Origin of the sequence: Roseateles aquae (assembly GCF_032337115.1) — a bacterium.
In the GTDB taxonomy this organism is placed as follows: Bacteria; Pseudomonadota; Gammaproteobacteria; order Burkholderiales; family Burkholderiaceae_C; genus Roseateles_C; species Roseateles_C aquae.
The window spans coordinates 177,446-203,100 of the sequence record NZ_JAVXZY010000001.1 but is presented as its reverse complement, the minus strand read 5'-3'; the positions used below and the strand labels follow the sequence as shown (position 1 = coordinate 203,100).

Annotated in this window: 25 protein-coding genes and 1 tRNA gene; 25 read left to right on the top strand and 1 reads right to left on the bottom strand. The window is 62.8% G+C overall.

The window, feature by feature from the left end:
* Window position 1 precedes the first annotated feature (1 nt).
* From hscA to tsaD, 3 genes are read left to right on the top strand one after another with little or no spacing between them, the layout of a single operon-like run.
* The gene (hscA, locus tag RQP53_RS00905) at window positions 2–1,858 is read left to right on the top strand and encodes a Fe-S protein assembly chaperone HscA (protein WP_315648064.1); all 1,857 of its coding nucleotides are present in this window, start codon (window positions 2–4) and stop codon (window positions 1,856–1,858) included.
* A gap of 2 nt (window positions 1,859–1,860) precedes the next feature.
* Window positions 1,861–2,196 carry an ISC system 2Fe-2S type ferredoxin gene (gene fdx, locus RQP53_RS00900; RefSeq protein WP_315648063.1) on the top strand — a complete coding sequence of 112 codons (336 nt, stop codon included), beginning with the start codon at window positions 1,861–1,863 and terminating at the stop codon, window positions 2,194–2,196.
* A complete protein-coding gene (tsaD, locus tag RQP53_RS00895) occupies window positions 2,193–3,224 on the top strand; it encodes a tRNA (adenosine(37)-N6)-threonylcarbamoyltransferase complex transferase subunit TsaD (protein WP_315648062.1) in 1,032 nt (343 codons plus the stop codon). Before fdx ends, tsaD begins: the two co-directional genes overlap by 4 nt.
* Window positions 3,225–3,266: 42 nt before the next feature.
* Here tsaD and RQP53_RS00890 read toward each other — a convergent pair whose 3' ends face one another.
* A complete protein-coding gene (locus RQP53_RS00890) occupies window positions 3,267–3,707 on the bottom strand; it encodes an Hsp20/alpha crystallin family protein (protein ID WP_315648061.1) in 441 nt (146 codons plus the stop codon).
* Window positions 3,708–4,255: 548 nt separating this feature from the next.
* Between RQP53_RS00890 and rpsO the strand changes: the two genes are divergently transcribed.
* From rpsO to RQP53_RS00780, 22 genes are all read left to right on the top strand, one after another.
* A complete protein-coding gene (gene rpsO, locus RQP53_RS00885; protein WP_315648060.1) occupies window positions 4,256–4,525 on the top strand; it encodes a 30S ribosomal protein S15 in 270 nt (89 codons plus the stop codon).
* A gap of 322 nt (window positions 4,526–4,847) precedes the next feature.
* Complete coding sequence (gene pnp, locus RQP53_RS00880) at window positions 4,848–7,001, top strand: polyribonucleotide nucleotidyltransferase (RefSeq protein WP_315648059.1); 2,154 nt, start codon at window positions 4,848–4,850, stop codon at window positions 6,999–7,001.
* 24 nt (window positions 7,002–7,025) lie between these two features.
* Entirely contained in the window at window positions 7,026–8,012 is a 987-nt protein-coding gene (locus RQP53_RS00875) for an NAD(P)H-quinone oxidoreductase (protein ID WP_315648058.1), read from the top strand.
* Between the two features lie 30 nt (window positions 8,013–8,042).
* The gene (tpiA, locus tag RQP53_RS00870; RefSeq protein ID WP_315648057.1) at window positions 8,043–8,783 is read left to right on the top strand and encodes a triose-phosphate isomerase; all 741 of its coding nucleotides are present in this window, start codon (window positions 8,043–8,045) and stop codon (window positions 8,781–8,783) included.
* A gap of 68 nt (window positions 8,784–8,851) precedes the next feature.
* The gene (gene secG, locus RQP53_RS00865) at window positions 8,852–9,217 is read left to right on the top strand and encodes a preprotein translocase subunit SecG (protein ID WP_315648056.1); all 366 of its coding nucleotides are present in this window, start codon (window positions 8,852–8,854) and stop codon (window positions 9,215–9,217) included.
* A gap of 149 nt (window positions 9,218–9,366) precedes the next feature.
* Window positions 9,367–9,451: transfer RNA gene (locus tag RQP53_RS00860), tRNA-Leu, on the top strand.
* A 235-nt stretch (window positions 9,452–9,686) separates the two neighbouring features.
* Window positions 9,687–10,046 carry an NADH-quinone oxidoreductase subunit A gene (locus RQP53_RS00855; protein ID WP_315648055.1) on the top strand — a complete coding sequence of 120 codons (360 nt, stop codon included), beginning with the start codon at window positions 9,687–9,689 and terminating at the stop codon, window positions 10,044–10,046.
* A 129-nt stretch (window positions 10,047–10,175) separates the two neighbouring features.
* Window positions 10,176–10,652 (top strand): NuoB/complex I 20 kDa subunit family protein, encoded by a 477-nt coding sequence (locus tag RQP53_RS00850; protein WP_046113908.1) that lies wholly within the window; start codon window positions 10,176–10,178, stop codon window positions 10,650–10,652.
* Between the two features lie 15 nt (window positions 10,653–10,667).
* Window positions 10,668–11,264 (top strand): NADH-quinone oxidoreductase subunit C, encoded by a 597-nt coding sequence (locus RQP53_RS00845; RefSeq protein ID WP_315648052.1) that lies wholly within the window; start codon window positions 10,668–10,670, stop codon window positions 11,262–11,264.
* Window positions 11,265–11,350: 86 nt separating this feature from the next.
* Entirely contained in the window at window positions 11,351–12,604 is a 1,254-nt protein-coding gene (locus tag RQP53_RS00840) for an NADH-quinone oxidoreductase subunit D (RefSeq protein WP_315648050.1), read from the top strand.
* Window positions 12,605–12,614: 10 nt separating this feature from the next.
* A complete protein-coding gene (locus RQP53_RS00835) occupies window positions 12,615–13,124 on the top strand; it encodes an NADH-quinone oxidoreductase subunit NuoE family protein (RefSeq protein WP_315648049.1) in 510 nt (169 codons plus the stop codon).
* A gap of 12 nt (window positions 13,125–13,136) precedes the next feature.
* Window positions 13,137–14,474, top strand: coding sequence for an NADH-quinone oxidoreductase subunit NuoF (gene nuoF, locus RQP53_RS00830; RefSeq protein ID WP_315648047.1), 1,338 nt, complete (start codon window positions 13,137–13,139; stop codon window positions 14,472–14,474).
* Between the two features lie 31 nt (window positions 14,475–14,505).
* Window positions 14,506–16,830 (top strand): NADH-quinone oxidoreductase subunit NuoG, encoded by a 2,325-nt coding sequence (gene nuoG / locus RQP53_RS00825; protein ID WP_315648046.1) that lies wholly within the window; start codon window positions 14,506–14,508, stop codon window positions 16,828–16,830.
* Between the two features lie 4 nt (window positions 16,831–16,834).
* On the top strand, window positions 16,835–17,944 hold the full coding sequence (nuoH, locus tag RQP53_RS00820) for an NADH-quinone oxidoreductase subunit NuoH (protein ID WP_315648045.1): 1,110 nt from the start codon (window positions 16,835–16,837) through the stop codon (window positions 17,942–17,944).
* 84 nt (window positions 17,945–18,028) lie between these two features.
* Complete coding sequence (gene nuoI / locus RQP53_RS00815) at window positions 18,029–18,511, top strand: NADH-quinone oxidoreductase subunit NuoI (protein WP_315648044.1); 483 nt, start codon at window positions 18,029–18,031, stop codon at window positions 18,509–18,511.
* Window positions 18,512–18,667: 156 nt separating this feature from the next.
* A complete protein-coding gene (locus RQP53_RS00810) occupies window positions 18,668–19,309 on the top strand; it encodes an NADH-quinone oxidoreductase subunit J (protein WP_315648042.1) in 642 nt (213 codons plus the stop codon).
* Complete coding sequence (nuoK, locus tag RQP53_RS00805) at window positions 19,309–19,632, top strand: NADH-quinone oxidoreductase subunit NuoK (protein WP_315648040.1); 324 nt, start codon at window positions 19,309–19,311, stop codon at window positions 19,630–19,632. The genes RQP53_RS00810 and nuoK overlap by 1 nt, the downstream gene beginning before the upstream one ends.
* A 32-nt stretch (window positions 19,633–19,664) precedes the next feature.
* Entirely contained in the window at window positions 19,665–21,710 is a 2,046-nt protein-coding gene (nuoL, locus tag RQP53_RS00800; RefSeq protein ID WP_315648039.1) for an NADH-quinone oxidoreductase subunit L, read from the top strand.
* A gap of 19 nt (window positions 21,711–21,729) precedes the next feature.
* Window positions 21,730–23,202 (top strand): NADH-quinone oxidoreductase subunit M, encoded by a 1,473-nt coding sequence (locus RQP53_RS00795; RefSeq protein WP_315648038.1) that lies wholly within the window; start codon window positions 21,730–21,732, stop codon window positions 23,200–23,202.
* 14 nt (window positions 23,203–23,216) lie between these two features.
* A complete protein-coding gene (gene nuoN / locus RQP53_RS00790; protein WP_315648037.1) occupies window positions 23,217–24,698 on the top strand; it encodes an NADH-quinone oxidoreductase subunit NuoN in 1,482 nt (493 codons plus the stop codon).
* A gap of 38 nt (window positions 24,699–24,736) precedes the next feature.
* Window positions 24,737–25,045 (top strand): DUF2818 family protein, encoded by a 309-nt coding sequence (locus RQP53_RS00785; RefSeq protein WP_315648036.1) that lies wholly within the window; start codon window positions 24,737–24,739, stop codon window positions 25,043–25,045.
* A complete protein-coding gene (locus RQP53_RS00780; RefSeq protein WP_315649172.1) occupies window positions 25,041–25,625 on the top strand; it encodes an NUDIX domain-containing protein in 585 nt (194 codons plus the stop codon). The genes RQP53_RS00785 and RQP53_RS00780 overlap by 5 nt, the downstream gene beginning before the upstream one ends.
* Window positions 25,626–25,655 lie beyond the last annotated feature (30 nt).

Below are 25,655 nucleotides of genomic sequence, written 5' to 3'. Positions count from 1 at the left end.
CATGGCATTGCTGCAGATTTCCGAACCCGGCGCTTCGCCGAATCCCCATGAACGGCGCATTGCCGTGGGCATCGACCTGGGCACCACGCATTCGCTGGTGGCCTCGGTGCGCCATGGCGTGGCCGAATGCCTGCCCGATGAGCAGGGGCAGGTGATCCTGCCCTCGGCCGTGCGCTATCTGGGCGATGGCCGGCGACAGATCGGGGCCGAGGCCTTTGCCGCGCAGGCCGAAGATCCTGAAAACACCATCGTCTCGGTCAAGCGTTTCATGGGCCGCTCGCTGGCCGATGTGGCCAATCGCGAGAAGCTGCCCTACCGCTTTGAAGACACGCCCGGCATGCTCAGCTTGGCCACGCGCGAGGGCGTCAAGTCACCGGTCGAGATTTCGGCCGAGATCCTGGCCACGCTGCGCTACCGGGCGGAGGACAGCTTTGCCGACGATCTGTTTGGCGCCGTCATCACGGTGCCAGCCTATTTCGACGACGCCCAACGCCAGGCCACCAAGGATGCTGCCCAGCTCGCCGGCCTGAACGTGCTGCGGCTGATCAATGAGCCGACCGCTGCGGCCATTGCCTATGGGCTGGACAACGCCAGCGAAGGGCTTTACGCCGTCTACGACCTGGGCGGCGGCACTTTTGATATCTCGCTCTTGCGCTTGACACGCGGTGTGTTCGAGGTCGTGGCCACCGGCGGCGACGCCGCGCTGGGCGGTGACGATTTCGACCGCGCGCTGGCCGACTGGGCCTTGGCTCAGGCCGGCTTAGCGCTCAGCAGCGCCCACGACAAACGCGCGGTGCTGGTGGCAGCGCGGCAGGCCAAGGAGGCGCTCTCCGCCGCCGATGCGGCTACCCTTCATGCGCGGCTGGATGCGGGTGAGCTGAGCGTCATCGTCAGCCGTGAGCATTTCGAGGCGCTGGCCAAGCCGCTGGTCGACAAGACGCTGGCCTCGGTGCGCCGCGTGCTGCGCGATGCCAAGGTCAAGGCCGACGAGGTGCGGGGCACGGTGATGGTCGGTGGCTCGACCCGCATGCCCTGCGTGCGCAGCGCCGTCAGCGCGCTGTTCGGCCGCGAGGTGTTGACCAATCTGAACCCCGACGAGGTGGTCGCGCTGGGCGCGGCCATCCAGGCCAATCAGCTGGCTGGCAATGCGGCCGATGGCGAAATCCTGCTGCTGGATGTGATCCCGCTGTCGCTGGGTCTTGAGACCATGGGCGGACTGGTGGAGCGCGTGATCGAGCGCAATGCCACCATCCCGATCGCCAAGGCGCAGGACTTCACCACCTTCAAGGATGGCCAGACCGCCATGGCCATTCACGTGCTGCAAGGCGAACGCGAGCTGGTCAGCGAATGCCGTTCGCTGGCGCGCTTTGAGCTGCGTGGCATCCCGCCGATGGTGGCGGGCGCAGCGCGCATCCGCGTCAGCTTCCAGGTTGATGCCGATGGTCTGCTGAGCGTCTCGGCGCGTGAGTTGGGCTCCGGTGTCGAGGCCGCCGTGCAGGTCAAGCCCAGCTACGGGCTCAGTGAAGATCAGATCGCCGCCATGCTGAAGGACGGCTTCGCCAGCGCCGAGATCGATATGCAGGCGCGCACGCTGCGCGAAGCACTGGTCGAAGCGGAGCGGATGCGCCTGGCAACGCTGTCGGCACTGCAGGCTGATGGCGATCTGCTCAGCAGCGAGGAGCGTGCAGAGATCGAGGCCATGCTGCAGCGCCTGGCCGAGGTGGCCGGAGGCGCCGACGCTGCGGTCATCACCGCCGGCGTCGAAGCGCTGGCCAAGGGCACCGAGGCATTTGCCGCGGCACGTATGAACCGAGGCATCCACCAGGCGCTGGCCGGCCGCAATATCGAGCAGATGTAATCATGCCCATCATCAAGATCCTGCCCCATTCCGAATACTGCCCGGCCGGTGCCGAGGTCAATGTGCCCTCAGGCACCTCGATTTGCGAGGCGCTGCTGGACAACGACATTGCCATCGAACACGCCTGTGATCAGGTCTGTGCCTGCACCACCTGCCATGTGATCGTGCGCGAGGGCTTTGCTTCCTTGTCCGAGATGGAGGAGGGCGAGGAAGACATGCTGGACCGCGCCTGGGGCTTGGAGCCGAACTCCCGCCTGTCCTGCCAGGCCATCGTCGCCAATCAGAATTTGACGGTCGAGATTCCCAAGTACTCGATCAATCACGCGCGCGAAAAGTGAAGGTCCTGGGTTTCGAGTCCTCCTGCGACGAGACCGGTGTTGCGCTGATCGAGGTGCCGGCTGCGGGCACACCGCGCCTGCTGGCGCAGGCGCTGCACAGCCAGATCGCCATGCATCAGGCCTATGGTGGCGTGGTGCCCGAGTTGGCCTCGCGCGACCATATCCGCCGCGTGCTGCCGCTGACGCGCGAGGTGCTGCGCGATGCCTCGCTGAGCCTGGCCGATGTCGACGTGATCGCCTATACGCAGGGGCCAGGTCTTGCCGGCGCGCTGCTGGTGGGTGCCGGAGTGGCGGTGGCTTTGGCTGCGGCGCTGGGCAAGCCCACGCTGGCGGTGCATCACCTGGAAGGGCATCTCTTGTCGCCCTTTCTCTCTGCCGATGCGCCGGAGTTTCCCTTCGTCGCGCTGCTCGTCTCGGGCGGGCACACGCAGCTGATGCGCGTGGATGAGGTGGGCAGCTACGAAATCCTGGGCGAGACCATCGACGATGCGGCCGGTGAGGCCTTTGACAAGAGCGCCAAGCTGCTCGGCCTCCCTTATCCCGGTGGGCCTCATCTGGCGCAGCTGGCCCTGCAGGGCAATGCTGCGGCCTTCGAGCTGCCTCGTCCGCTGCTGCACAGCGGCAAGCCGGACTTCAGTTTTGCCGGGCTGAAGACGGCCGTGCTGACCCAGGTGAAGCGGCTCGGCGAATCACCGAGCGATCAACAGCGCGCCGATCTTGCCGCGGCCACGCAGGCGGCCATCGTCGAGGTGCTGGTCAAGAAGTCGCTGTTGGCCTTGAAGCAGACCGGGCTGAAGCGCCTGGTCGTGGCCGGCGGCGTGGGCGCGAACCGAAGCTTGCGCGAGCAACTCAACGCCGCTTGCGCCAAGCGTGGCATCCGCGTGCACTACCCGGAGTTGAGCCTGTGCACCGACAACGGCGCCATGATCGCCATGGCGGCCGCGATGCGCTTGCAGCGCGGCCTCGGCCAGTTGCAGCGCGGCGGCAGCTTCGAGGTGCGGCCGCGCTGGGATCTGGCCAGCGCTTGAAGCGCTCTCAGATCCGCCTGGCGTTGATCAGCCGGCTTGCTTTCAGTTGACGGCCAGCTGTGTCGCGCCCTTGGCCAGGCGCTTGGCCAGGGTCAGGGTCAGCACGCCGTGGTCCATCTTGGCGCTGGAGTCGGACTGGTTGATTTCCTCGGGCAGGGCAAAGCTGCGCGAGAAGCGCGAGACGCTGCGTTCGCGGTAGAGCACACGCTCGCCGTCCTTCTTCTCCTCGTCACGGCGCTGCTCGGCCTCGACGTTGACGCGCCGGCCATCGATGGTGATCTTGACCGCGTCCTTGGGCACGCCAGGCATTTCCAGGCGCACGGTGTAGAGCTGGTCGGTTTCGCTGACATCCAGCGCCGGGCTGCGCAGGGCGATGGCGGCTTCGCGCGGCTCGGCGTTCAGCCCGGCCAGTCCATCGTCGAACAGGCGCTCCAGGCTGCGGGAGAATTCATTGGCGTGGCGAGCGACGGGAACGAAAAACATAAGGCCTCCAAGCGGTTGGTGCTGCGTTTCAAGGTGTCGGGAGCAGCGTCCCTTGACTGCCAATTTGGATCAGCCCAGGCTGCTTTCAAGAGGCCCGATTGATGGGTTTTGCTGAATCGCAGAAAGATTGTCTTTGTCGCTTGTTTGCCCGCGTTTGGCCCTTGAATGCCGGGCAAATGACGCTATTTGCCTCAGCTTGGTCTGCGTCGACATCGCCTTCGATTGGCACTGCCGAGGGATGAATGGGGGCTGGAGTCTGGCGGGCTTGCCTCATGCTGGAGTCGGGCTGGCTGGATGGGGCTGTCATGGTCGCACCTGAGCGCGCGGCGTGATTTGCTCTATAATCCGCAGGTTTTGCGCGACGGGCCGGCCTTTGGCGTCTTGAAAGAGGCAACAAGGGCGGGTGCGTTGAGCGAAATGAAACTCAGCACGGCACGGGTCGGTTTCACCTGTGACCGCAAGTCATTAAAACCTCTGGAAACCGTTCGAGCGCCCGCATCGAGATCATGATGCGCTGCCCGGCGGAATCCGATATTCAGGAACGCATCATGGCAGTCGCCGATCTCAATAAAGCAGAAATCGTCAAGTCCAACGCGCGCAGCGCCAACGACACCGGTTCGCCGGAAGTGCAAGTTGCACTGCTGACCGCTCGTATCAATGAGCTGACCCCCCACTTCAAGCTGCACGCCAAGGACCACCACGGCCGTCGCGGTCTGCTGAAGATGGTCAATCAGCGCAAGAGCCTGCTGGCCTATCTGAAGTCCAAGGACGCTTCGCGTTACACCGCCCTGATCCAGAAGCTGGGTCTGCGCAAGTAATCAGCGCATGAGAAAACACGGCGTTGCCGCATGGCCGGGCTGCGCCTGCTCCGTTCGGGGTGGGTGCCATGTCCGGCCGTCGCTGGCGCCGTGAGGCAAGAGCCTGACTGGAACTCAAAAGCCAGTGCAGGCTCTTTGTCTATGTAGAGTTTTGTCGTCGTATGTTTCGGCGTTGAGCTGACGTGGTGTGGATGTGTCATTCCAGCGTGCTTTGCAGCAAGGACTGCAGCGAAGCACGCTGGAATGGCATCTCGCCAAACCCAGCCTCACGCCCGGTCATGAACTGCACCGCAAGCGGTTTGACTAGAGAGAGGAAAAGAACATGAGCATGTTCAACAAAGTCACCAAGACCTTTCAATGGGGTCAACACACGGTCACGCTGGAAACTGGCGAAATCGCCCGTCAATCGACCGGCGCCGTCGTCGTCAACATCGATGACACCGTCGTGCTCGCCACCGTTGTGGCCAAGAGCGCGCCCAAGGCCGGCCAGGATTTCTTCCCCCTGACCGTCGATTACATCGAGAAGACCTACGCCGCCGGCAAGATCCCCGGCAGCTTCTTCAAGCGTGAAGGCCGTCCGAGCGAACTCGAGACCCTGACCAGCCGCCTGATCGACCGCCCGATCCGCCCGCTGTTCCCGGAAGGCTTCTTCAATGAAGTCCAGGTCGTTGTGCACGTGCTGTCGCTGAACCCTGAAGTGCAGGCCGACATCGCTGCGCTGATCGCTTCGAGCGCTGCACTCGCCATCTCTGGCATTCCCTTCGCCGGCCCGATTGGTGCCGCGCGCGTCGGCTACATCAACGGCGAATACGTGCTGAACCCGGGCAAGACCCAGCTGGCCGATTCCAAGCTGGACCTGGTGGTTGCCGGTACCGAAGCGGCCGTGCTGATGGTCGAATCCGAGGCTGACCAGCTGAGCGAAGACATCATGCTGGGCGGCGTGGTCTTCGGTCACGAGCAAGGCAAGGTCGCGATCAACGCGATCCACGAACTGGTCCGTGACGCCGGCAAGCCGGCCTGGGACTGGGTTGCTCCGGCCAAGAACGAGCCCTTCATCGCCAAGGTCACCGCCCTTGCTGAAGAAGCACTGCGCGCCGCCTATCAGATCCGCTCCAAGCAAGCCCGCACCGAAGCCTGCCGCAAGGCCTATGGCGATGTGAAGGCGGCGTTGACCGCAGAAGGCGTGGAGTTCGACGGCGTCGAAGTCGACGGCCTGCTGTTCGAGATCGAAGCGCGCATCGTGCGCAGCCAGATCCTGGCCGGCGAGCCGCGTATCGACGGTCGCGACACCCGCACCGTGCGCCCGATCGAAATCCGTGCCGGCGTGCTGCCGCGCGCCCACGGCTCCTCGCTGTTCACCCGTGGTGAAACGCAGGCCCTGGTGGCTGCCACCCTCGGCACCGACCGCGATGCGCAGACCATCGATGCGCTGGCCGGCGAGTACAGCGAAAGCTTCATGCTGCACTACAACATGCCCCCGTTCGCCACCGGCGAAACCGGTCGCGTGGGCAGCCCGAAGCGCCGCGAAATCGGCCACGGCCGTCTGGCCAAGCGCGCCCTGGTGGCCGTGCTGCCGAGCAAGGAAGACTTCCCGTACTCGATCCGCGTCGTGTCGGAAATCACCGAGTCCAACGGCTCCTCGTCGATGGCTTCGGTCTGCGGCGGCTGCCTGTCGATGCTGGACGCCGGTGTGCCGCTGAAGGCGCATGTGGCCGGTATCGCCATGGGCCTGATCAAGGACGGCAACCGCTTCGCCGTGCTGACCGACATCCTGGGTGACGAAGATCACCTCGGCGATATGGACTTCAAGGTGGCCGGCACGACCACCGGCGTGACCGCTCTGCAGATGGACATCAAGATCCAGGGCATCACCAAGGAGATCATGCAGGTCGCGCTGGCTCAGGCCAAGGAAGCCCGTCTGCACATCCTGTCCAAGATGGTCGAAGCCGTGGCCGGCGCCTCTGCCGAGGTGTCCGAATTCGCGCCGCGTCTGTACACGATGAAGATCAACCCCGAGAAGATCCGTGACGTGATCGGCAAGGGCGGTGCCACCATCCGTGCGCTGACCGAAGAAACCGGCACCACCATCGATATCGGCGAAGACGGCACCATCACCATCGCCTCGACCGATGCCGACAAGGCCGCACACGCCAAGAAGCGCATCGAAGAGATCACCGCTGAAGTCGAGATCGGCAAGGTCTACGAAGGCCCGATCACCAAGATTCTGGACTTCGGCGCCCTGGTCAATCTGCTGCCGGGCAAGGACGGTCTGCTGCACATCAGCCAGATCGCGCACCAGCGCGTCGAAAAGGTCACCGACTTCCTGAAGGAAGGCCAAGTGGTCAAGGTCAAGGTGCTGGAGACCGACGAAAAGGGTCGCATCAAGCTGTCGATGAAGGCGCTGATCGACCGCGATGCAGCTCCCGCTGCGGCCCCCGTGGCGGCTCCAGCTGCCGCGGAAGGCGCGGCTGAGTAAGCAAGGCGAAGCGTAGGCATTGCCATGAAGGCCATCGCCATCAGCCAGCCGGGCGGCCCCGAGGCGCTGCAGCTGACGACACGCCCCGACCCGCAAGCCGGCGTCGGGGAGTGTCTGATCGCTGTTGAGGCCTATGGCATCAACCGGCCGGATGTGCTGCAGCGCAAAGGCGCCTATCCGCCACCACCAGGTGCCAGCGATCTGCCGGGACTCGAGGTGGCGGGGCGCATCGTTGCAGGCGACGCCGAGGCCCTGGCGGGCGCCGGACTGAAGCTCGGCGATGCCGTCTGTGCCCTCGTGGCCGGCGGTGGCTATGCCGAGTTGTGCGTGGCGCCGGTGGCGCAATGTCTGCCGGTGCCGCAGGGCTGGACCATGGCCGAGGCGGCCAGCCTGCCCGAGACCTTCTTCACCGTCTGGAGCAATGTGTTCGAGCGGGCCCATCTGGCGGCCGGCGAGAGCATCCTGATTCACGGCGGCAGCAGCGGCATCGGGGTGACGGCCATCCAGTTGGCCAAGGCCTTTGCTGCTCGCGTGTTGGTGACGGTGGGCAGCGCCGACAAGGCGGCGGCCTGCCTGCGCCTGGGTGCCGATGTGGCGATCAACTACCGCGAGCAGGACTTCGTCACCGAAGTGCTGGCTGCTACGGGCAAGCGCGGCGTTGATGTCATCCTGGACATGGTCGCTGGCGACTATGTGGCGCGCAATGTGCAGTGCCTGGCCGATGATGGCCGGGCGGTCATCATTGCCGTGCAGGGCGGCGTCAAGGCGGAATTCGATGCGGGTCAGGTCTTGCGTCGAAGGCTGGCGATCAGTGGCTCGACGCTGCGCCCGCGTTCGCTGGCCTTCAAGGCCGGTATTGCCAAAAACCTGCGTGAGCGGGTCTGGCCCTTGCTGGTGAATCGCCAGATTGCGCCGGTGATCTACAAGCAGCTGCCTGCTCACGAGGCGGCAGCTGCGCATGCGTTGATGGAATCGGGCGAGCACGTCGGCAAGATCGTGCTGGTCTGGTGAGGCCGCGGCGCTGATATTTTGGAGCGAGTGATGCGCAAGAAATTGGTGGTGGGCAATTGGAAAATGCATGGCAGTCGTGCTGCCAATGCCAGTCTGCTCAATGGTGTGAAGGAAGCCGGGCCGTTCAATGCCGATGTGGCGGTGTGCGTGCCCTTTCCCTACATCACCGAAACCTCGCTGGCCCTGACGGGGCAGGCAATCACGTTTGGTGCACAGGACTGCTCGGCCCATGAGCAGGGCGCCTACACCGGTGAGGTGTCGTCGGCGATGCTGGCTGATATCGGCTGCCGCTATGTGATCGTTGGTCACTCCGAGCGTCGCGCCTACCACCAGGAGAGCGATCAGTTGGTGGCTGACAAGGCCAAGGCGGCGCTGGCCCACGGCGTGACGCCTATCGTCTGTGTTGGCGAGACGCTGGCTGAACGCGAGGCCGGTCAGACCGAAGCCGTGGTCAAGCGTCAGCTGGCCGCGGTGATCCATACGCTGACGCATTGCATCGGCGAGATCGTGCTGGCCTATGAGCCGGTCTGGGCCATCGGCACCGGCCTGACGGCCACGCCTGAACAGGCGCAAGCCGTGCACGCGGTGCTGCGCAAGCAGCTGCAGGCGGCGACACAGAAGGCAGATGCGATGCGCATTCTGTACGGCGGCAGCGTCAAGCCCGATAACGCGCAGACGCTGTTTGGGCAGCCGGATATCGACGGTGGCCTGATTGGTGGCGCGGCATTGAAGGCGGCTGACTTTGCTGCCATCTGCCGGGCGGCCACCTGAGTATTCATAACAAATCAATGGAGCGCCGCTGAAGGTGACGCTCTGTCCTGTGATCCTGGAGAAGCGAAATGCAAGTGTTCATGAATCTGGTTCTGGTGGTGCAGCTGCTGAGCGCACTGACGATGATCGGCCTGGTGCTGGTCCAGCATGGCAAGGGCGCCGATATGGGTGCGTCTTTCGGTAGCGGCGCGTCGGGCAGCCTATTCGGCGCTACCGGCAGCGCCAACTTCCTGTCGCGCAGCACGGCGATCTGCGCCACGCTGTTCTTCACCTGCACGCTGGCGCTGGCCTACCTGGGCAGCCATCGCAGTGTCGGCGCGACGTCTGACAACGTGCTGGAGCGTGCTGCACCGGTGGCCGCTTCGGCACCTGCCGTGGCTGCTTCTGGCGCCGCCGCAATTCCTGACGCTGCAGCACCGGCCGCCTCGCGCTGATCACTCGCGCCATTGCGTTTTTGCGATGGCGCCATCCAGCGTGAGTCGATGACAAAAATGTCGTTTTTTGGTCTGAGGGCCTGAAAAAGCGATATAGAATTCAAGGCTGTCTGGGAAGCAATCCTCAAGCCATCAGACAGTGAAATACAGCCGACGTGGTGAAATTGGTAGACACGCTATCTTGAGGGGGTAGTGGCGAAAGCTGTGCGAGTTCGAGTCTCGCCGTCGGCACCAAACATATCGGTCAACTTCGTGGGTTAACATCAGAGGGTCGGAGCCTGACGATGCGTTGTGAAGTTGGTCGGAGCGCCCTGTCGCAAGCTGCTCTCAGTGGTTTGCAGAAGGGACAAGGCGGGCGCAGTCCGTAGGTGGTTTTTATCAACCGCTGGCGGCGCGCCCGTTGCTTTTGTCGAAAAAGCTGTCGATCTGCCTGGAGGCTGGATTGGCAGCGCAACCGAGAGCACCTGCTGTGAGTCTGGAACAGTACCTCCCCGTCATCCTCTTCATCTTGGTCGGCGCAGTGGTAGGTATAGCGCCACAGTTGCTGGGCTATCTGCTCGGACCCAATCGGCCGGATCAGGCCAAAAACTCCCCCTACGAATGCGGCTTCGAGGCCTTTGAAGACGCGCGCATGAAGTTTGATGTGCGCTATTACCTCGTGGCCATTCTCTTCATCTTGTTTGACCTGGAAATTGCCTTCCTGTTCCCGTGGGCGGTGTCGTTGCGCGAGATTGGTTCGGCAGGTTTCTGGGCCATGATGATTTTCCTGGGCATTCTGGTCGTGGGCTTTGCCTATGAATGGAAAAAGGGCGCCCTGGATTGGGAATGATGAAGCCCCTCGCCCAACGGGTACGTTGGGCGGTCCCCCGAGGGGACGCCAGCCGACTGGCTGGCACGCGGGTCGGCTTGGGGCGGCCCGGCGCTCGGCCCCGGTGGTTGCGATGAATGAGAGCTTGCAATGGGTATTGAAGGCGTATTGAAGGAAGGCTTCGTCACCACCTCGGTGGACAAGCTGATCAACTGGTCCAAGACCGGTTCGCTGTGGCCGATGACCTTTGGTCTGGCCTGCTGCGCGGTCGAGATGATGCATGCGGGCGCGGCCCGTTATGACATTGACCGCTTCGGCATGCTGTTCCGCCCCAGTCCACGCCAGTCCGATCTGATGATCGTTGCCGGCACGCTGTGCAACAAGATGGCACCGGCACTGCGCAAGGTCTACGACCAGATGGCCGAGCCGCGCTGGGTGCTCTCCATGGGTTCCTGCGCCAACGGCGGCGGCTACTACCACTACAGCTACTCGGTCGTGCGGGGCTGCGATCGCATTGTGCCGGTCGACGTCTACGTGCCCGGCTGCCCACCGACCGCGGAAGCGCTGCTCTACGGCATCTTGCAGCTGCAAGCCAAGATCCGCCGCGAAAACACGATCGCACGCTGAAGGGGCAGGGCAGACATGAGCATCAAACTCGACACCCTGCAGGCCACCCTGGAAAAGGTGCTGGGCGCGCAGATTCTGGAACTGAAGCGCCAGTTCGACGAAATCACCATCCGCGTTTCGCCGGCCGACTATCTGGCCGTGGCCAAGACCTTGCGCGATCACTCCGAGCTGCGCTTCGAACAGCTGATCGACCTCTGCGGCCTGGACTACAGCAGCTACAAGGATGGCGGCTACGAAGGCCCTCGTTACGCGGTGTCCTCGCACCTGCTGTCGGTCAACAAGAACTGGCGCCTGCGCCTGAAGGTCTTTGCTGCCGATGACGACTTCCCATGCGTCGCCGCGCTGACCCCGATCTGGAACTCGGCCAACTGGTTCGAGCGCGAAGCCTTCGATCTGTTCGGCATCATCTTTGAAGGTCACGAAGATCTGCGTCGCATCCTGACGGACTACGGCTTCATCGGCCACCCGATGCGCAAGGACTTCCCGACCTCGGGCCACGTCGAGATGCGCTACGACGCCGAGCAAAAGCGCGTGATCTACCAGCCGGTGACGATTGAGCCGCGTGAGATCACGCCGCGCGTCATTCGCGAAGACAACTACGGCGGACTCTGATGATCCGTTCCCACGCTCATATTCGTTCGCTGCCCCGCCAAGGGGCGCAGGCCTCGATTGCGATGGCCCGGCGGGAGTCCTGATCCATGGCAGACATCAAGAACTACACCCTGAACTTCGGTCCGCAGCATCCGGCCGCCCACGGCGTGCTGCGCCTGGTGCTGGAACTGGACGGTGAAGTGATTCAGCGTGCCGACCCCCACATCGGCCTGTTGCACCGCGCCACTGAGAAGCTGGCCGAGAGCAAGACCTACATTCAGTCGCTGCCCTATATGGACCGTCTCGACTATGTGTCGATGATGGCCAATGAGCACGCCTACTGCCTGGCCATCGAGAAGATGCTCGGCGTCGAGGTGCCCGAGCGCGCGCAATACATCCGGGTGATGTTTGCCGAGATCACGCGTCTGCTGAACCACCTGCTGTGGCTGGGCTGCCATGGCCTGGACTGCGGCGCGATGAACATCCTCATCTACTGCTTCCGCGAGCGTGAGGACTTGTTCGATATGTACGAGGCGGTGTCGGGCGCGCGCATGCACGCGGCCTACTTCCGTCCCGGTGGCGTCTACCGCGACCTGCCGGACGTGATGCCGCAGTACAAGGTCAGCAAAATCAAGAATGCCAAGACCATCGCCAAGCTGAACGAGAACCGTTCGGGCTCGCTGCTGGACTTCATCGAAGACTTCTGCAACCGCTTCCCCAAGAACGTCGACGACTACGAAACCCTGCTGACCGACAACCGGATCTGGAAGCAGCGCACCGTGGGCATTGGCGTGGTGTCGCCGGAACGCGCGCTGAACATGGGCTTCACCGGCGCCATGCTGCGCGGTTCGGGCATTCCTTGGGATCTGCGCAAGAGCCAGCCCTACGATGTCTACGCCAAGATGGATTTCGACATTCCCGTCGGCACCAACGGCGATACCTATGACCGTTATGTGGTGCGCGTCGAGGAAATGCGCCAGTCCAACCGCATCATCAAACAGTGCGTGGACTGGCTGCGCAAGAACCCCGGCCCGGTCATCACCGATAACCACAAGGTGGCGCCACCTTCGCGTGTTGACATGAAGTCGAACATGGAAGAGCTGATCCACCACTTCAAGCTCTTCACCGAAGGCTTCCGCGTACCCGAAGGCGAGGCCTATGCGGCCGTTGAGCATCCGAAGGGCGAGTTCGGCATCTACATCGTCAGTGATGGCGCCAACAAGCCTTACCGCCTGAAGATCCGTGCGCCTGGCTTTGCGCATCTGGCTGCATTGGATGAGATGTCGCGCGGCCACATGATTGCCGACGCGGTGGCGGTGATCGGCACGATGGACATTGTGTTCGGCGAAATTGACCGTTGATGGGCGAGCGATGAGCAGCAGCAAAGAATATGTGTTGAGCGACGCCACGCGCGCGCGCTTCGACCGTGAGGTCGCCAAGTACCCGGCCGAGCAGAAACAGTCGGCCGTGATGGCCTGCCTGTCCATCGTGCAGCAGGAGCAGGGCTATGTGTCGCGCGAAAGCGAAGACGTCATCGCCGCCTACCTGGGCATGCCGGCAATTGCGGTGTACGAGGTCACGACCTTCTACAACATGTACAACCAGCGGCAGCTGGGCAAGTTCAAGCTGAACGTCTGCACCAATCTGCCTTGCCAGTTGCGCCACGGCCAGCAGGCGCTGGATCATCTGTGCCACAAGTTGGGCGTGGAAGAGGGCGGCACGACGGCCGATGGCCTGTTCACCGTGCAGAAGAGCGAATGCCTGGGCGCCTGCGCCGACGCGCCGGTGATGCTGGTGAACGATCGCCAGATGTGCAGCTTCATGAGCCATGAACGCCTCGACGAACTCGTCGACGTGCTCAAAGCCAACGCCAAGAACTGAGGGACGAGAAGCATGCTGGATCTCTCCAAGTTTCAATCGACCGGCGTCGAGACCTGTTTCCACGACCGCCATATCGGCGCCCAGATCTATGCCGGCCTGAACGGCAGCAACTGGAGCCTGAAGGACTACGAAGCCCGCGGCGGCTATGCAGCGCTGCGCAAGATCCTGGGCAAGGATGGCGGCGAAGGCCTCAGCTCCGATCAAGTGATCGCTGAAGTCAAGACCTCAGGCCTGCGCGGCCGTGGCGGTGCCGGCTTCCCGACAGGGCTGAAGTGGAGCTTCATGCCGCGTCAGTTCCCCGGCGCCAAGTACCTGGTCTGCAACTCCGACGAGGGCGAACCGGGCACCTGCAAGGACCGCGACATTCTGATGTTCAACCCCCATATCGTCATCGAAGGCATGGCGATTGCTGCCTACGCGATGGGCATCAAGGTGGGCTACAACTACATCCACGGCGAGATCTTCGAGGTCTATGAGCGCTTCGAGGCGGCCCTCGAGGAAGCCCGTGCCGCCGGTCTGCTCGGTGACAACATCCTCGGTTCGGGCTTCAGCTTCCAGCTGCACGCCCACCATGGCTTTGGCGCCTATATCTGCGGCGAGGAAACCGCGCTGCTGGAATCGCTGGAAGGCAAGAAGGGCCAACCGCGCTTCAAGCCGCCGTTCCCGGCCAGCTTTGGCCTCTACGGCAAGCCGACCACGATCAACAACACCGAGACCTTTGCCGCGGTGCCCTGGATCATCCGCAACGGCGGCCAGCCGTACCTGGAAATCGGCAAGCCCAATAACGGTGGCACCAAGATCTTCTCGGTCTCGGGTGACGTCGAGCGCCCCGGCAATTACGAAATTCCGCTGGGCACGCCGTTTGCCAAGCTGCTGGAGCTCGCTGGCGGTGTGCGCAAGGGCCGCACGCTGAAGGCCGTGATCCCTGGCGGCTCCTCGTCGCCGGTGCTGCCGGCCAACATCATGATGGACTGCACGATGGACTATGACTCCATCGCCAAGGCCGGTTCGATGCTGGGCTCGGGTGCCGTCATCGTGATGGACGACAGCCGTTGCATGGTCAAGAGCCTGCTGCGTCTGTCCTACTTCTATGCCCACGAATCCTGCGGTCAGTGCACGCCCTGCCGCGAAGGCACGGGCTGGATGCATCGCGTGGTTGAGCGCATTGCCAACGGCCAGGGCCGCCCGGAAGACATCGACCTGCTGAACTCGGTTGCCGACAACATCCAGGGCCGCACCATCTGCGCGCTCGGCGATGCGGCGGCGATGCCGGTGCGGGCCATGATCAAGCATTACAAGCACGAGTTCGTGCATCTGATCGAACACAAGACGGCCCTGGTGGCGGCCTGATCGAGCAGCCAGGAAAGAACCAGGACAAGCTATGGTTGAAATCGAACTCGACGGCAAGAAGGTAGAGGTCCTCGAAGGCAGCATGGTCATGCATGCTGCCGAGAAGGCCGGTACCTATATCCCGCACTTCTGCTATCACAAGAAGCTCTCCATCGCCGCCAACTGCCGCATGTGCCTGGTGGATGTGGAGAAGGCGCCCAAGCCCATGCCTGCCTGCGCCACGCCGGTGACGCAAGGCATGATTGTGCGCACCAAGAGCGAGAAAGCCATCAAGGCCCAGCAGGGCGTGATGGAGTTTCTGCTGATTAACCACCCGCTGGATTGCCCGATCTGCGATCAGGGCGGCGAGTGCCAGCTGCAAGACTTGGCCGTTGGCTATGGCGGCACGAAGTCGCGCTACGCCGAAGAGAAGCGCGTCGTCTTCCACAAGAACGTCGGCCCGCTGGTCTCGATGGAAGAGATGAGCCGCTGCATCCATTGCACGCGCTGCGTCCGCTTCGGCCAGGAAATCGCCGGCCAGATGGAACTGGGCATGGCCCACCGTGGCGAGCACAGCGAGATCCAGACCTTTGTCGGCCGCACGGTGGACTCCGAGCTGTCCGGCAACATGATCGACATCTGCCCGGTCGGCGCGCTGACCAGCAAGCCCTTCCGCTACAGCGCGCGGACCTGGGAGCTGTCGCGTCGCAAGAGCGTCAGCCCGCATGACTCCACCGGTGCCAACCTGATTGTTCAGGTCAAGGGCAATCAGGTGATGCGTGTCGTGCCGCTGGAGAACGAAGACGTCAACGAGTGCTGGATCGCCGACCGCGACCGCTTCTCCTACGAGGCGCTGAACAGCGACGCTCGCCTGACCCAGCCGATGATCAAGCAGGGCGGCCAGTGGAAGGCCGTCGACTGGACCGTGGCGCTGGAGTACGTGGCCAACGGCCTGAAGTCGATCAAGGATCAGCACGGTGCGTCGAGCATCGCCGCGCTGGGCTCGGCACACAGCACCGTTGAGGAACTGCATCTGCTCGGCGCGCTGGTGCGCGGCCTGGGCAGCCAGAGCATCGACTACCGTGTGCGCCACAGCGCCTTCGATAACGTCGCCGAGGCCGGCAAGGCCCAGTGGCTGGGCACCTCGATCGCCTCGCTGACGACGCTGGACCGCGCCTTCGTCATCGGCTCCTTCCTGCGCAAGGATCACCCGCTGTTTGCCCAGCGTCTGCGCCAGGCCGCCCGTCACGGCGCCAAGGTGCTGGCACTTCATGCTTCCGAAGACGACTGGCTGCTGCCGCTCGCTGCACGCATCACCGCCGCACCGAGCGCCTGGGTGCAGGAACTCGCCAATGTGGCCGCCGCCATCGCCGAGGCCAATGGCGTGGCCGCACCGGCTGCCGGCACCGCCACCGAGGCTGCCAAGGCCGTCGCTGCCGCACTGCTCTCGGGCCAGCGCAAGGCGCTGCTGCTGGGCAATGCCGCCGCCGAGCATCCGCAAGCGGCCAGCCTGCTGAGCATGGCGAACTGGATTGCGACGCAGGTCGGCGCCAGCGTCGGCTACCTGAGTGCCGCTGCCAACACGGTCGGCGCCCAGTTGGTCAGGGCGTTGCCAGGGCAGGGCGGTGCAAACGCCGGCGAACTGCTGTCGAGCAAGCCGGCCAAGGCACTGCTGCTGCTTAACGTCGATCCGAAGTTGGATGCGGCCAATCCGGCCGCTGCGGTCAAGGCGGTCAATGCGGCCGAGATGGTCGTGGTGATGAGCCCCTTCAAGACCGGCCTGGACTTCGCCGACGTGCTGCTGCCGACGGCGCCGTTCACGGAAACCTCGGGCAGTTTCGTCAACGCCGAAGGCCGCCTGCAGAGCTTTGTCGGTGTCGTCAAGCCGCTGGGGGAGACCCGCCCGGGCTGGAAGATTCTGCGCGTGCTGGGCAATCTGCTGGGTCTGCAAGGCTTTGGCTATGAGAGCTCGGAGCAAGTTCGCAACGAGGCCCTGGGTGTCGATGCCGACCTCGGCGCACGCCTCAGCAATGCCAGCGCTGCAGCCGTTCAATTGGGCCAAGCCCAGGACATCGAGCGTCTGGCCGAGTTGCCCATCTATGCCGCCGACGCCCTGGTGCGCCACGCCACGTCGCTGCAACTGACCGCAGACGCCCGCAAGGCCGCCGTGGCTCAGTTGCCGCAGGCACTCTGGACGCGACTCGGTTTGAGCGATGGCGCGCAAGTCAGCATCAGCCAGGATGGTGCGGGCACGGTGCAACTGCCGGCCAAGCTCGATGCCAAGCTGCCCGCCAACGTCGTCCGCGTGCCGGCCGGCCTGCCCGAAACGGCAGCGCTGGGTGCTGCGTTCGGCAGCCTGACGATTGCCAAGGTGTGACCCCATGATTGAGAGCCTCTACCACTCCGGCGCTGCGCTCTTCGGCGGCATCTCCCCGCTGATCTGGCCCGTCGTCTGGAGCCTGTTGAAGATCATCGCCGTCGTCGCGCCGCTGATGATCTGCGTCGCCTATCTGACGCTGTGGGAGCGCAAGGCGATTGGCTGGTCGCAGATCCGCCCGGGCCCGAACCGCGTCGGCCCCTACGGCCTGCTGACCCCGATTGCCGATGCGGTGAAGCTGATCTTCAAGGAGATCATCGTCCCCAGCGCGGCCAACAAGGGTCTGTTCTTCCTCGGCCCCATCATGACCATCATGCCGGCCTTGGCCGCCTGGGCCGTTGTGCCCTTCGGCCCGGAAGCGGCGGTGGCGAACGTCAATGCCGGTCTGCTCTTCATCATGGCCATCACCTCGCTGGAGGTCTATGGCGTGATCATTGCCGGCTGGGGCTCGAACTCCAAGTACGCCTTCCTGGGCGCCATGCGCGCCTCGGCTCAGATGGTGTCCTACGAGATCGCGATGGGCTTTGCGCTGGTTGTTGTGCTGATGGTCACCGGCAGCCTGAACATGACCGAGGTCGTCACCTCGCAGCAGCGCGGCGTGTTTGCCGATATGGGCGTCAACTTCCTGTCCTGGAACTGGCTGCCGCTGCTGCCGATCTTCATCGTCTACTTCATCTCCGGCCTGGCTGAGACCAACCGCCATCCGTTTGACGTTGTCGAAGGCGAATCGGAGATTGTCGCCGGCCACATGATCGAGTACTCGGGCATGTCCTTCGCGATGTTCTTCCTGGCCGAGTACGCCAACATGATCCTGGTCTCGGCCTTGGCGGTCGTGATGTTCCTGGGCGGCTGGACGGCACCTATCAGCTGGGCGCTGCTTGGCATGGACACGCCTGGCTTCATCAAGGACACGATGGCCTTCTGGAATTGGGCGTGGTTGTTCGGCAAGACCTTCTTCGTCGTCACCATGTTCCTCTGGGTGCGCGCCACCTTCCCGCGCTTCCGCTATGACCAGATCATGCGTCTGGGCTGGAAGATCTTCATTCCCGTGACCCTGGTCTGGCTGGTGGTGGTTGGCCTGTGGATCCAGTCGCCGCTGAACATCTGGAAGTAAGTTGAAGATGGCCCCCACGTTCATTTCATTCACTGCCCCCCAGAGGGGCGCCAGCCTCCTCGAGGCGGCTCGGCGGAGCCTGTGATGGTCAAAGATTTCATCAAGAGCTTCATGCTCACCGAGCTGTTCAAGGGCATGGCCCTGACCGGCCGCCATTTCCTGTCGCGCAATATCACGGTGCAGTTCCCGGAAGAGAAGACGCCGCTGTCGCCGCGTTTCCGTGGTCTGCATGCCTTGCGCCGCTATGAAAACGGTGAAGAACGCTGCATCGCCTGCAAGCTGTGCGAAGCAGTCTGCCCGGCGATGGCGATCACGATCGAGTCCGATGTGCGCGAAGACGGTAGCCGCCGCACCACGCGCTACGACATCGACCTGACCAAGTGCATCTTCTGCGGCTTCTGCGAAGAGAGCTGCCCGGTCGACTCCATCGTCGAAACCAGTATCTTCGAATACCACGGTGAGAAGCGTGGCGACCTGTACTTCACCAAGGACATGTTGCTGGCCGTTGGCGATCGTTATGAAAAAGAAATCGCAGCCACAAAGGAGGCCGACGCAAAGTACCGTTGACCTTTCGATCTGGGCGAGCAAGCCCTGATCGGTCCCCGGGGACGCTGAAGACCGCCAGCCTTAGACGTATAGCCGTGTGGCCCTGCTTGGGCCGACAGGGCAGACGGCACAAAGACAAGCAGGCAAACCTCGGGTCAACGCATTTGCTGGAGCATCATGGATATCACCACCGCTCTGTTCTACGTCTTCTCGGCCGTGCTGCTGGGTGCTTCGTTCCGTGTGATCACGGCGCGCAGCACCGTGCATTCGGCACTGTTCCTGATCCTGGCCTTCTTCAACGCCTCCTGCCTGTGGATGCTGCTGAAGGCCGAGTTCCTGGCGATCACGCTGGTGCTGGTCTATATCGGCGCGGTGATGGTGCTGTTCCTGTTCGTCGTGATGATGCTCGACATCAACTCGGACAGCGTACGGCAGGGCTTCTGGAAGCATATGCCGCTGGCTGGCCTGGTCGGTGCCTTCATCGCGCTGGAGATGGCAGCCATCCTGATGGGCGGCTTCCGCCTCAGCGAAGCGCCCGAGCTGGATGCAGTGGCACAGAAGCTCGGCAATACCAAGATGCTGGGCATCGCTATCTACACCCAGTATCTGTACCCGCTGCAGATTGCCGCCGTGCTGCTGCTGGTGGCCATCATTGCCGCGATTGCCCTGACATTGCGCCGCCGTAAGGATTCGCGCTATCAAGATCCTTCCGAGCAGGTGAAGGTCAAGAAGGCTGATCGTCTGCGCATCGTCAAGGTCGCCGCCACCGTTGAAGCGAGCGCTGCTCCGGCAGCCGAGCAAGCACAAGGAGGCGCATGATGGGCGCCATCACCACGAGTCTCACCCTGGGCCATTTCCTGACGCTGGGCGCGATCCTGTTCGCGCTGTCGGTGATCGGCATCTTCCTGAATCGCAAGAACCTGATCGTGCTACTTATGGCGATCGAGTTGATGCTGCTGGCGGTCAACCTGAACTTCGTCGCCTTCTCCCACTATCTGGGTGATATGGCCGGTCAGGTCTTTGTGTTCTTCATCCTGACGGTGGCGGCCGCCGAATCGGCAATCGGCCTGGCCATCCTGGTGGTGCTGTTCCGCAACCGGGCCAGCATCAATGTGGAAGAACTCGACGCCTTGAAGGGCTGAACGGCGCACAAGAGCCAACAAGGGCGAAAAAGATGTCTGCACAACTCTCTCAGAACATGCTGTTGGCCGTGCCACTGGCGCCGCTGGTCGGTGCCGTGGTGGCGGGTTTCTTCGGCAAGCAGGTGGGCCGTGCCGGTGCTCACACCGTCACCATTCTTGGCGTGCTGATCGCGTTCATCATTTCGGCGATGACGCTGCAAAGCGTGGCCGTCGACGGTGCACGCTTCAACCAGACCATCTATGAATGGATGAATCTGGGCGGCTTGAAGATGGAAGTCGGCTTCATGGTCGACGGGCTGACGGCGATGATGATGTGCGTGGTGACCTTTGTGTCGCTGATGGTGCACATCTACACCATTGGCTATATGGAGGAAGATCCTGGCTACCAGCGCTTCTTCTCCTACATCTCGCTGTTCACCTTCTCGATGTTGATGCTCGTGATGAGCAACAACATGCTGCAGCTCTTCTTCGGCTGGGAAGCGGTGGGTCTGGTGTCCTACCTGCTGATCGGCTTCTGGTACACCAAGCCGACGGCGATCTTCGCCAATATGAAGGCCTTCCTGGTCAACCGCGTGGGTGACTTCGGCTTCATCCTCGGCATCGGCCTGCTGGTCGCCTATGGTGGTTCGCTGAACTACACCGAGACCTTTGCCAAGGCCAATGAGCTGGCGCAGATCAAGTTCCCGGCACCGCTGTGGGGCTCGGATTGGATGATGCTCAGCGTGGCCTGCATCTGCCTGTTCATCGGCGCGATGGGCAAGTCGGCGCAGTTCCCGCTGCATGTCTGGCTGCCGGATTCGATGGAAGGCCCGACGCCCATCTCCGCACTGATTCACGCCGCCACCATGGTGACGGCAGGCATCTTCATGGTCACGCGGATGAGCCCGCTGTTCGAGTTGTCGGACACCGCGCTGAATTTCATCCTGGTGATCGGCGCCATCACCGCGCTGTTCATGGGCTTCCTGGGCATCATCCAGAACGACATCAAACGTGTCGTCGCCTACTCGACGCTGTCGCAGCTGGGCTATATGACCGTTGCCCTGGGTGCTTCGGCCTACTCGGTGGCCGTCTTCCACCTGATGACGCACGCCTTCTTCAAGGCCCTGCTGTTCCTCGGCGCCGGCTCGGTGATCATCGGCATGCACCACGACCAGGACATCCGCAATATGGGTGGTCTGTGGAAGCATATGAAGATCACCTGGTTCACCTCGCTGCTGGGTTCGCTGGCGCTGATCGGTACGCCGCTGTTCTCGGGCTTCTATTCGAAGGACTCGATCATCGAGGCGGTGCACGCCAGCCATTTGCCGGCGGCAAACTTCGCCTACGCTGCGGTGATCATCGGCGTGTTTGTGACGGCCTTCTACAGCTTCCGGATGTACTTCCTGGTCTTCCATGGCAAGGAGAATTTCCATCACAAGCCCTTCCCGGGCGAGCATGACCATCACGACGACCATGGCGAGCATCACGCCCCGCATGAGTCGAAGTGGGTGGTGACCGCGCCGCTGATCTTGCTGGCCATTCCCTCGGTGGTGATCGGCTATCTGACGATCAAGACCATGCTGTTCGGCGACTTCTTCAAGGACGCCATCTTCATCAAGCACGAGCTCCATCATGCGATGGGTGAACTGGCCGAAGAATTCCATGATCCGCTGTCGATGGCGATTCACGGCCTGAGCAGCCTGCCGTTCTGGCTGGCGCTGGGTGGTGTGGTGACGGCCTATGTGTTCTACCTGGTTGCTCCGCAGATTCCGGCCATGTTTGCCCGGGTGTTGCGTCCGCTGGTCGTGGTCCTGGAGAACAAGTACTTCATGGACTGGATCAACGAGAACATCCTCGCCGCCGCGGCCCGTGGTTTGGGTACGGGTCTGTGGAAGGTCGGCGATGTCGGCATCATCGATGGCGCCATCATCAATGGCTCCGCCGGCGCCGTGGGCGGCCTGGCTGGCATTGCACGCCGTGTGCAGACCGGCCACCTCTACTGGTACGCGCTGGTGATGATTCTGGGTGTCATCGGTTTGATGACCTGGCAACTGTGGCCATACATCGGGCCCCAATTCAAGGCCCTGGCGGGCTTCTGATCAAGGGCGGAGAACAAGAATGAATTTGTTGAGTCTTGCCATCTGGTTGCCAGTCGTCAGCGGTGGGGTGCTGTTGGCGCTCGGTCGTGACGACCAGGCCAAAACGGTGCGTTGGCTGGCGCTGCTGGCCTCGATCGCCAGCTTCCTGGTCACGCTGCCGCTGATCACCCAGTTCGACACCTCGACGGCGGCCTTGCAGTTCGTCGAGAACTACCACTGGATCGAGCGCTTCAACGTCCATTACAAGCTGGGCGTTGACGGCATCTCGATGTGGTTTGTACCGTTGACCGCCTTCATCACCGTCGTCGTGGTGCTGGCGGCGTGGGAGGTGATCCAGAGCCGCGTCAACCAGTACCTGGGCGCCTTCCTGATCCTCTCCGGCCTGATGGTGGGCGTGTTTGCGGCGGCCGACGGCATGCTGTTCTACGTCTTCTTCGAGGCGACGCTGATCCCGATGTACATCATCATCGGTGTCTGGGGCGGGCCGCGCCGCGTCTATGCCGCCTTCAAGTTCTTCCTCTACACGCTGGCCGGTTCGCTGCTGATGCTGATCGCGCTGCTCTACCTGTACTACAAGTCCGGGGGCAGCTTCGACATTCAGGCCTGGCACCGCCTGCCGCTGCCGCTGGACGCGCAGACGTTGCTGTTCTTTGCCTTCTTCGCCGCCTTCTCCGTCAAGGTGCCGATGTGGCCTGTGCACACCTGGCTGCCCGACGCCCACGTCGAGGCGCCCACCGGCGGCTCGGTGGTGCTGGCTGCCATCATGCTGAAGCTGGGTGCCTATGGCTTCCTGCGCTTCTCGATGCCTATCGCTCCCGACGCCGCGCACAAATACGCCTGGTTCATCATCGCGCTGTCGCTGATCGCCGTCGTCTACATCGGCCTGGTGGCGCTGGTGCAGAAGGACATGAAGAAGCTGGTCGCCTATTCGTCGATCGCCCACATGGGTTTTGTGACGCTGGGCTTCTTCATCTACAACGAGTTGGGCGTGTCCGGTGCCATCGTGCAGATGATCTCGCACGGTTTCGTCTCCGGCGCGATGTTCCTCTCCATCGGCGTGCTGTACGACCGCGTCCATTCGCGTGAAATCGCCGACTACGGTGGTGTTGTCAACACCATGCCCAAGTTCGCGGCCTTCGCCCTGTTCTTTGCCATGGCCAATTGCGGCCTGCCGGCCACTGGTGGTTTCGTCGGCGAATGGATGGTGATCCTGGGCACGGTCCAGTACAGCTTCTGGCTCGGTGCCATTGCCGCCACGGCGCTGGTGTTTGGCGCTGCCTACACGCTGTGGATGTACAAGCGCGTCTACTTCGGCGCCATCGGCAATGACCACGTCAAGGAACTCAGCGACATCAACGGCCGCGAATTCCTGATGCTGGCACTGCTGGCCGCTGCCGTGCTGTGGATGGGCGTATATCCCAAGCCCTTCACTGACGTCATGCATGTCTCGGTCACCGAGCTGCTCAAGCACGTGGCTGTCTCGAAGCTCTGAGGGCCGACAAGGATATGAACAATATGAATTGGCTCGCGGTTTATCCCGAAATCATCCTGCTGGGCATGGCCTGCCTGGTGGCGTTGGTCGACCTCTTTGTCGCCGACCCGCGCCGCACGCCCACCTACTGGCTCACTCAGCTGACGCTGGCCGTTGTGGCTGGTGTGCACTTCTGCTACTTCAATGGCGCTGAGACCCAGTTCGCGATGCAGAACATGGTGATCTCCGATCCCATGGGCCATCTGCTGGCGGCCTTTGCGGCGATCGCCACTATCGTCACATTGGTTTATGCGCGCCCTTATGCCGAGTCGCGCGACATGCTCAAGGGCGAGCTGTTCACGCTGAGCCTGTTCGCAATGCTGGGTATCAGCATCATGGTGTCGGCCAACAACTTCCTGGTCATCTACCTCGGCCTGGAACTGATGAGCCTGTCGCTGTATGCCCTGGTCGCGCTGCGCCGTGACCATGCGGTGTCGACCGAAGCGGCGATGAAGTATTTTGTGCTGGGCGCGCTGGCCAGCGGCTTCCTGCTCTACGGCATGTCGATGATGTACGGCGCCACCGGCTCGCTGGAGATCCCGCGCGTCTTTGATGTCATCAGCCAGGGCATTCCGAACAAGGCCGTGTTGATCTTTGGCGTCGTATTCATCGTCGCCGGCCTGGGCTTCAAGCTCGGCGCTGCACCGTTCCATATGTGGGTGCCAGACGTCTACCAAGGCGCGCCAACGGCCGCCACCTTGCTGATCGGTGGCGCGCCCAAGCTGGCTGCCTTCGGCATCACACTGCGCTTGCTGGTGGATGGCATGTCGGGACTGGCCGTCGATTGGCAACAGATGCTGATCGTGCTGGCGGTGATGTCCCTGCTGGTCGGCAATCTGGTCGCGATTGCGCAGACCAATCTGAAGCGCATGTTGGCCTATTCGACCATCGCGCAGATGGGCTTCATGCTGCTGGGCCTGGCTTCCGGCGTCGTCAACGACAACAACTTGTCCTCGGCCAATGCCTACAGTTCGGCGATGTTCTATCTGGTCACCTATGTGCTGACCACGCTGGGCAGCTTCGGCATGATTCTGCTGCTGTCGCGCCAAGGGCATGAGTCTGAGCAGATCAGCGATCTCGCTGGTCTGGCACGCCGCAGCCCCTGGTATGCGCTGGTGATGAGCATTTTCATGTTCTCGCTGGCGGGTATCCCGCCGACGGCAGGCTTCTACGGCAAGCTGGCCGTGCTGCAGGCCCTGGTGTCCACCAACACCCAGCTCTACCTGCTGCTGGCGATTGCCGCGGTGCTGCTGTCGCTGATCGGCGCCTTCTACTACCTGCGCGTCGTCAAGGTGATGTGGTTTGATGAGCCTGCCGATCGCTCGGCGCTGAGCGCGCCCAATGATGTGCGCATCGTCATGTCCATCAACGGCGCAGCCGTGCTGGTGTTCGGCTTGATGCCTGACAGCCTGATGGCACTTTGCGCCACCGCCATCGTCAAGACCTTGGCGACCTGAGTCGAACAGCGCCAGAGCAGGGAAGAGGGTACTTTCGCGTGGATCAGACCACAGCCGTCTGGCTGGTGATTGGCTTTGCTGCCTTGGCAGCCAATCTGCCCTATCTCAGCTCGCGGCTGTGCCTCTTCGGCCCCCGCGTGCCCCACAAGCACGCAGGCTGGCGCCTGCTTGAGCTGGCCTTGTGCGCGGCCCTGGTGCTGGGCCTGGGCGTCTTGCTGGAGAGTCGTATTGGCCAGCGCTACGAACAGGGCTGGGAGTTCTACGCGGCGGGCCTCTGCCTCTTCATCACCCTGGGCTCGCCGGGTTTTGTCTGGTGCTATTTGAGGCGTTCGCGTGGACAAGATTGAGGCGAGCGCTGACGAGCACCTGCGCGAGCGACAGCTCAGCAGCGAGACCGTCTACCAGGGTCATTTCCTGCACGTACGGCGTGATCGCATTGCCTTGCCCGACGGCAAGACTTCCGCACGCGAGTACATCGTCCATCCCGGCGCGGTGATGATCGTGCCACTGCTCGACGATGGCAGCTTGCTGCTGGAACGCCAGTACCGCTATCCGATGGGCCGCGTGATGCTGGAGTTTCCGGCCGGTAAGCTCGACGCCGGCGAGTCACCGCTGCGCTGCGCGCAGCGCGAGCTGCGTGAAGAAACCGGCTTCAGCGCTCGGGAGTGGGCCCACGCCGGCGTTTTGCACAACGCCATCGCATACTCTGACGAGGGTATCGAGATCTTCTTCGCCCGCGGCCTGATGGCCGGAGAGCGCTCGCTCGACGAGGGTGAGTTTCTCGATCTGGTGCGGCACACGCCTGTTGAACTGGATGATCTCGCTCGGCAGGGTAGTTTGACCGATGCCAAAACGCTGATCGGCTTGCTCTGGCTGCAGCGCTGGCTGGCTGGCGGCTGGTCCTTAGACTGGCATGACGGCGCCTGAGCGCTGCCCCTGGCGTTCCTCGACTCCGAC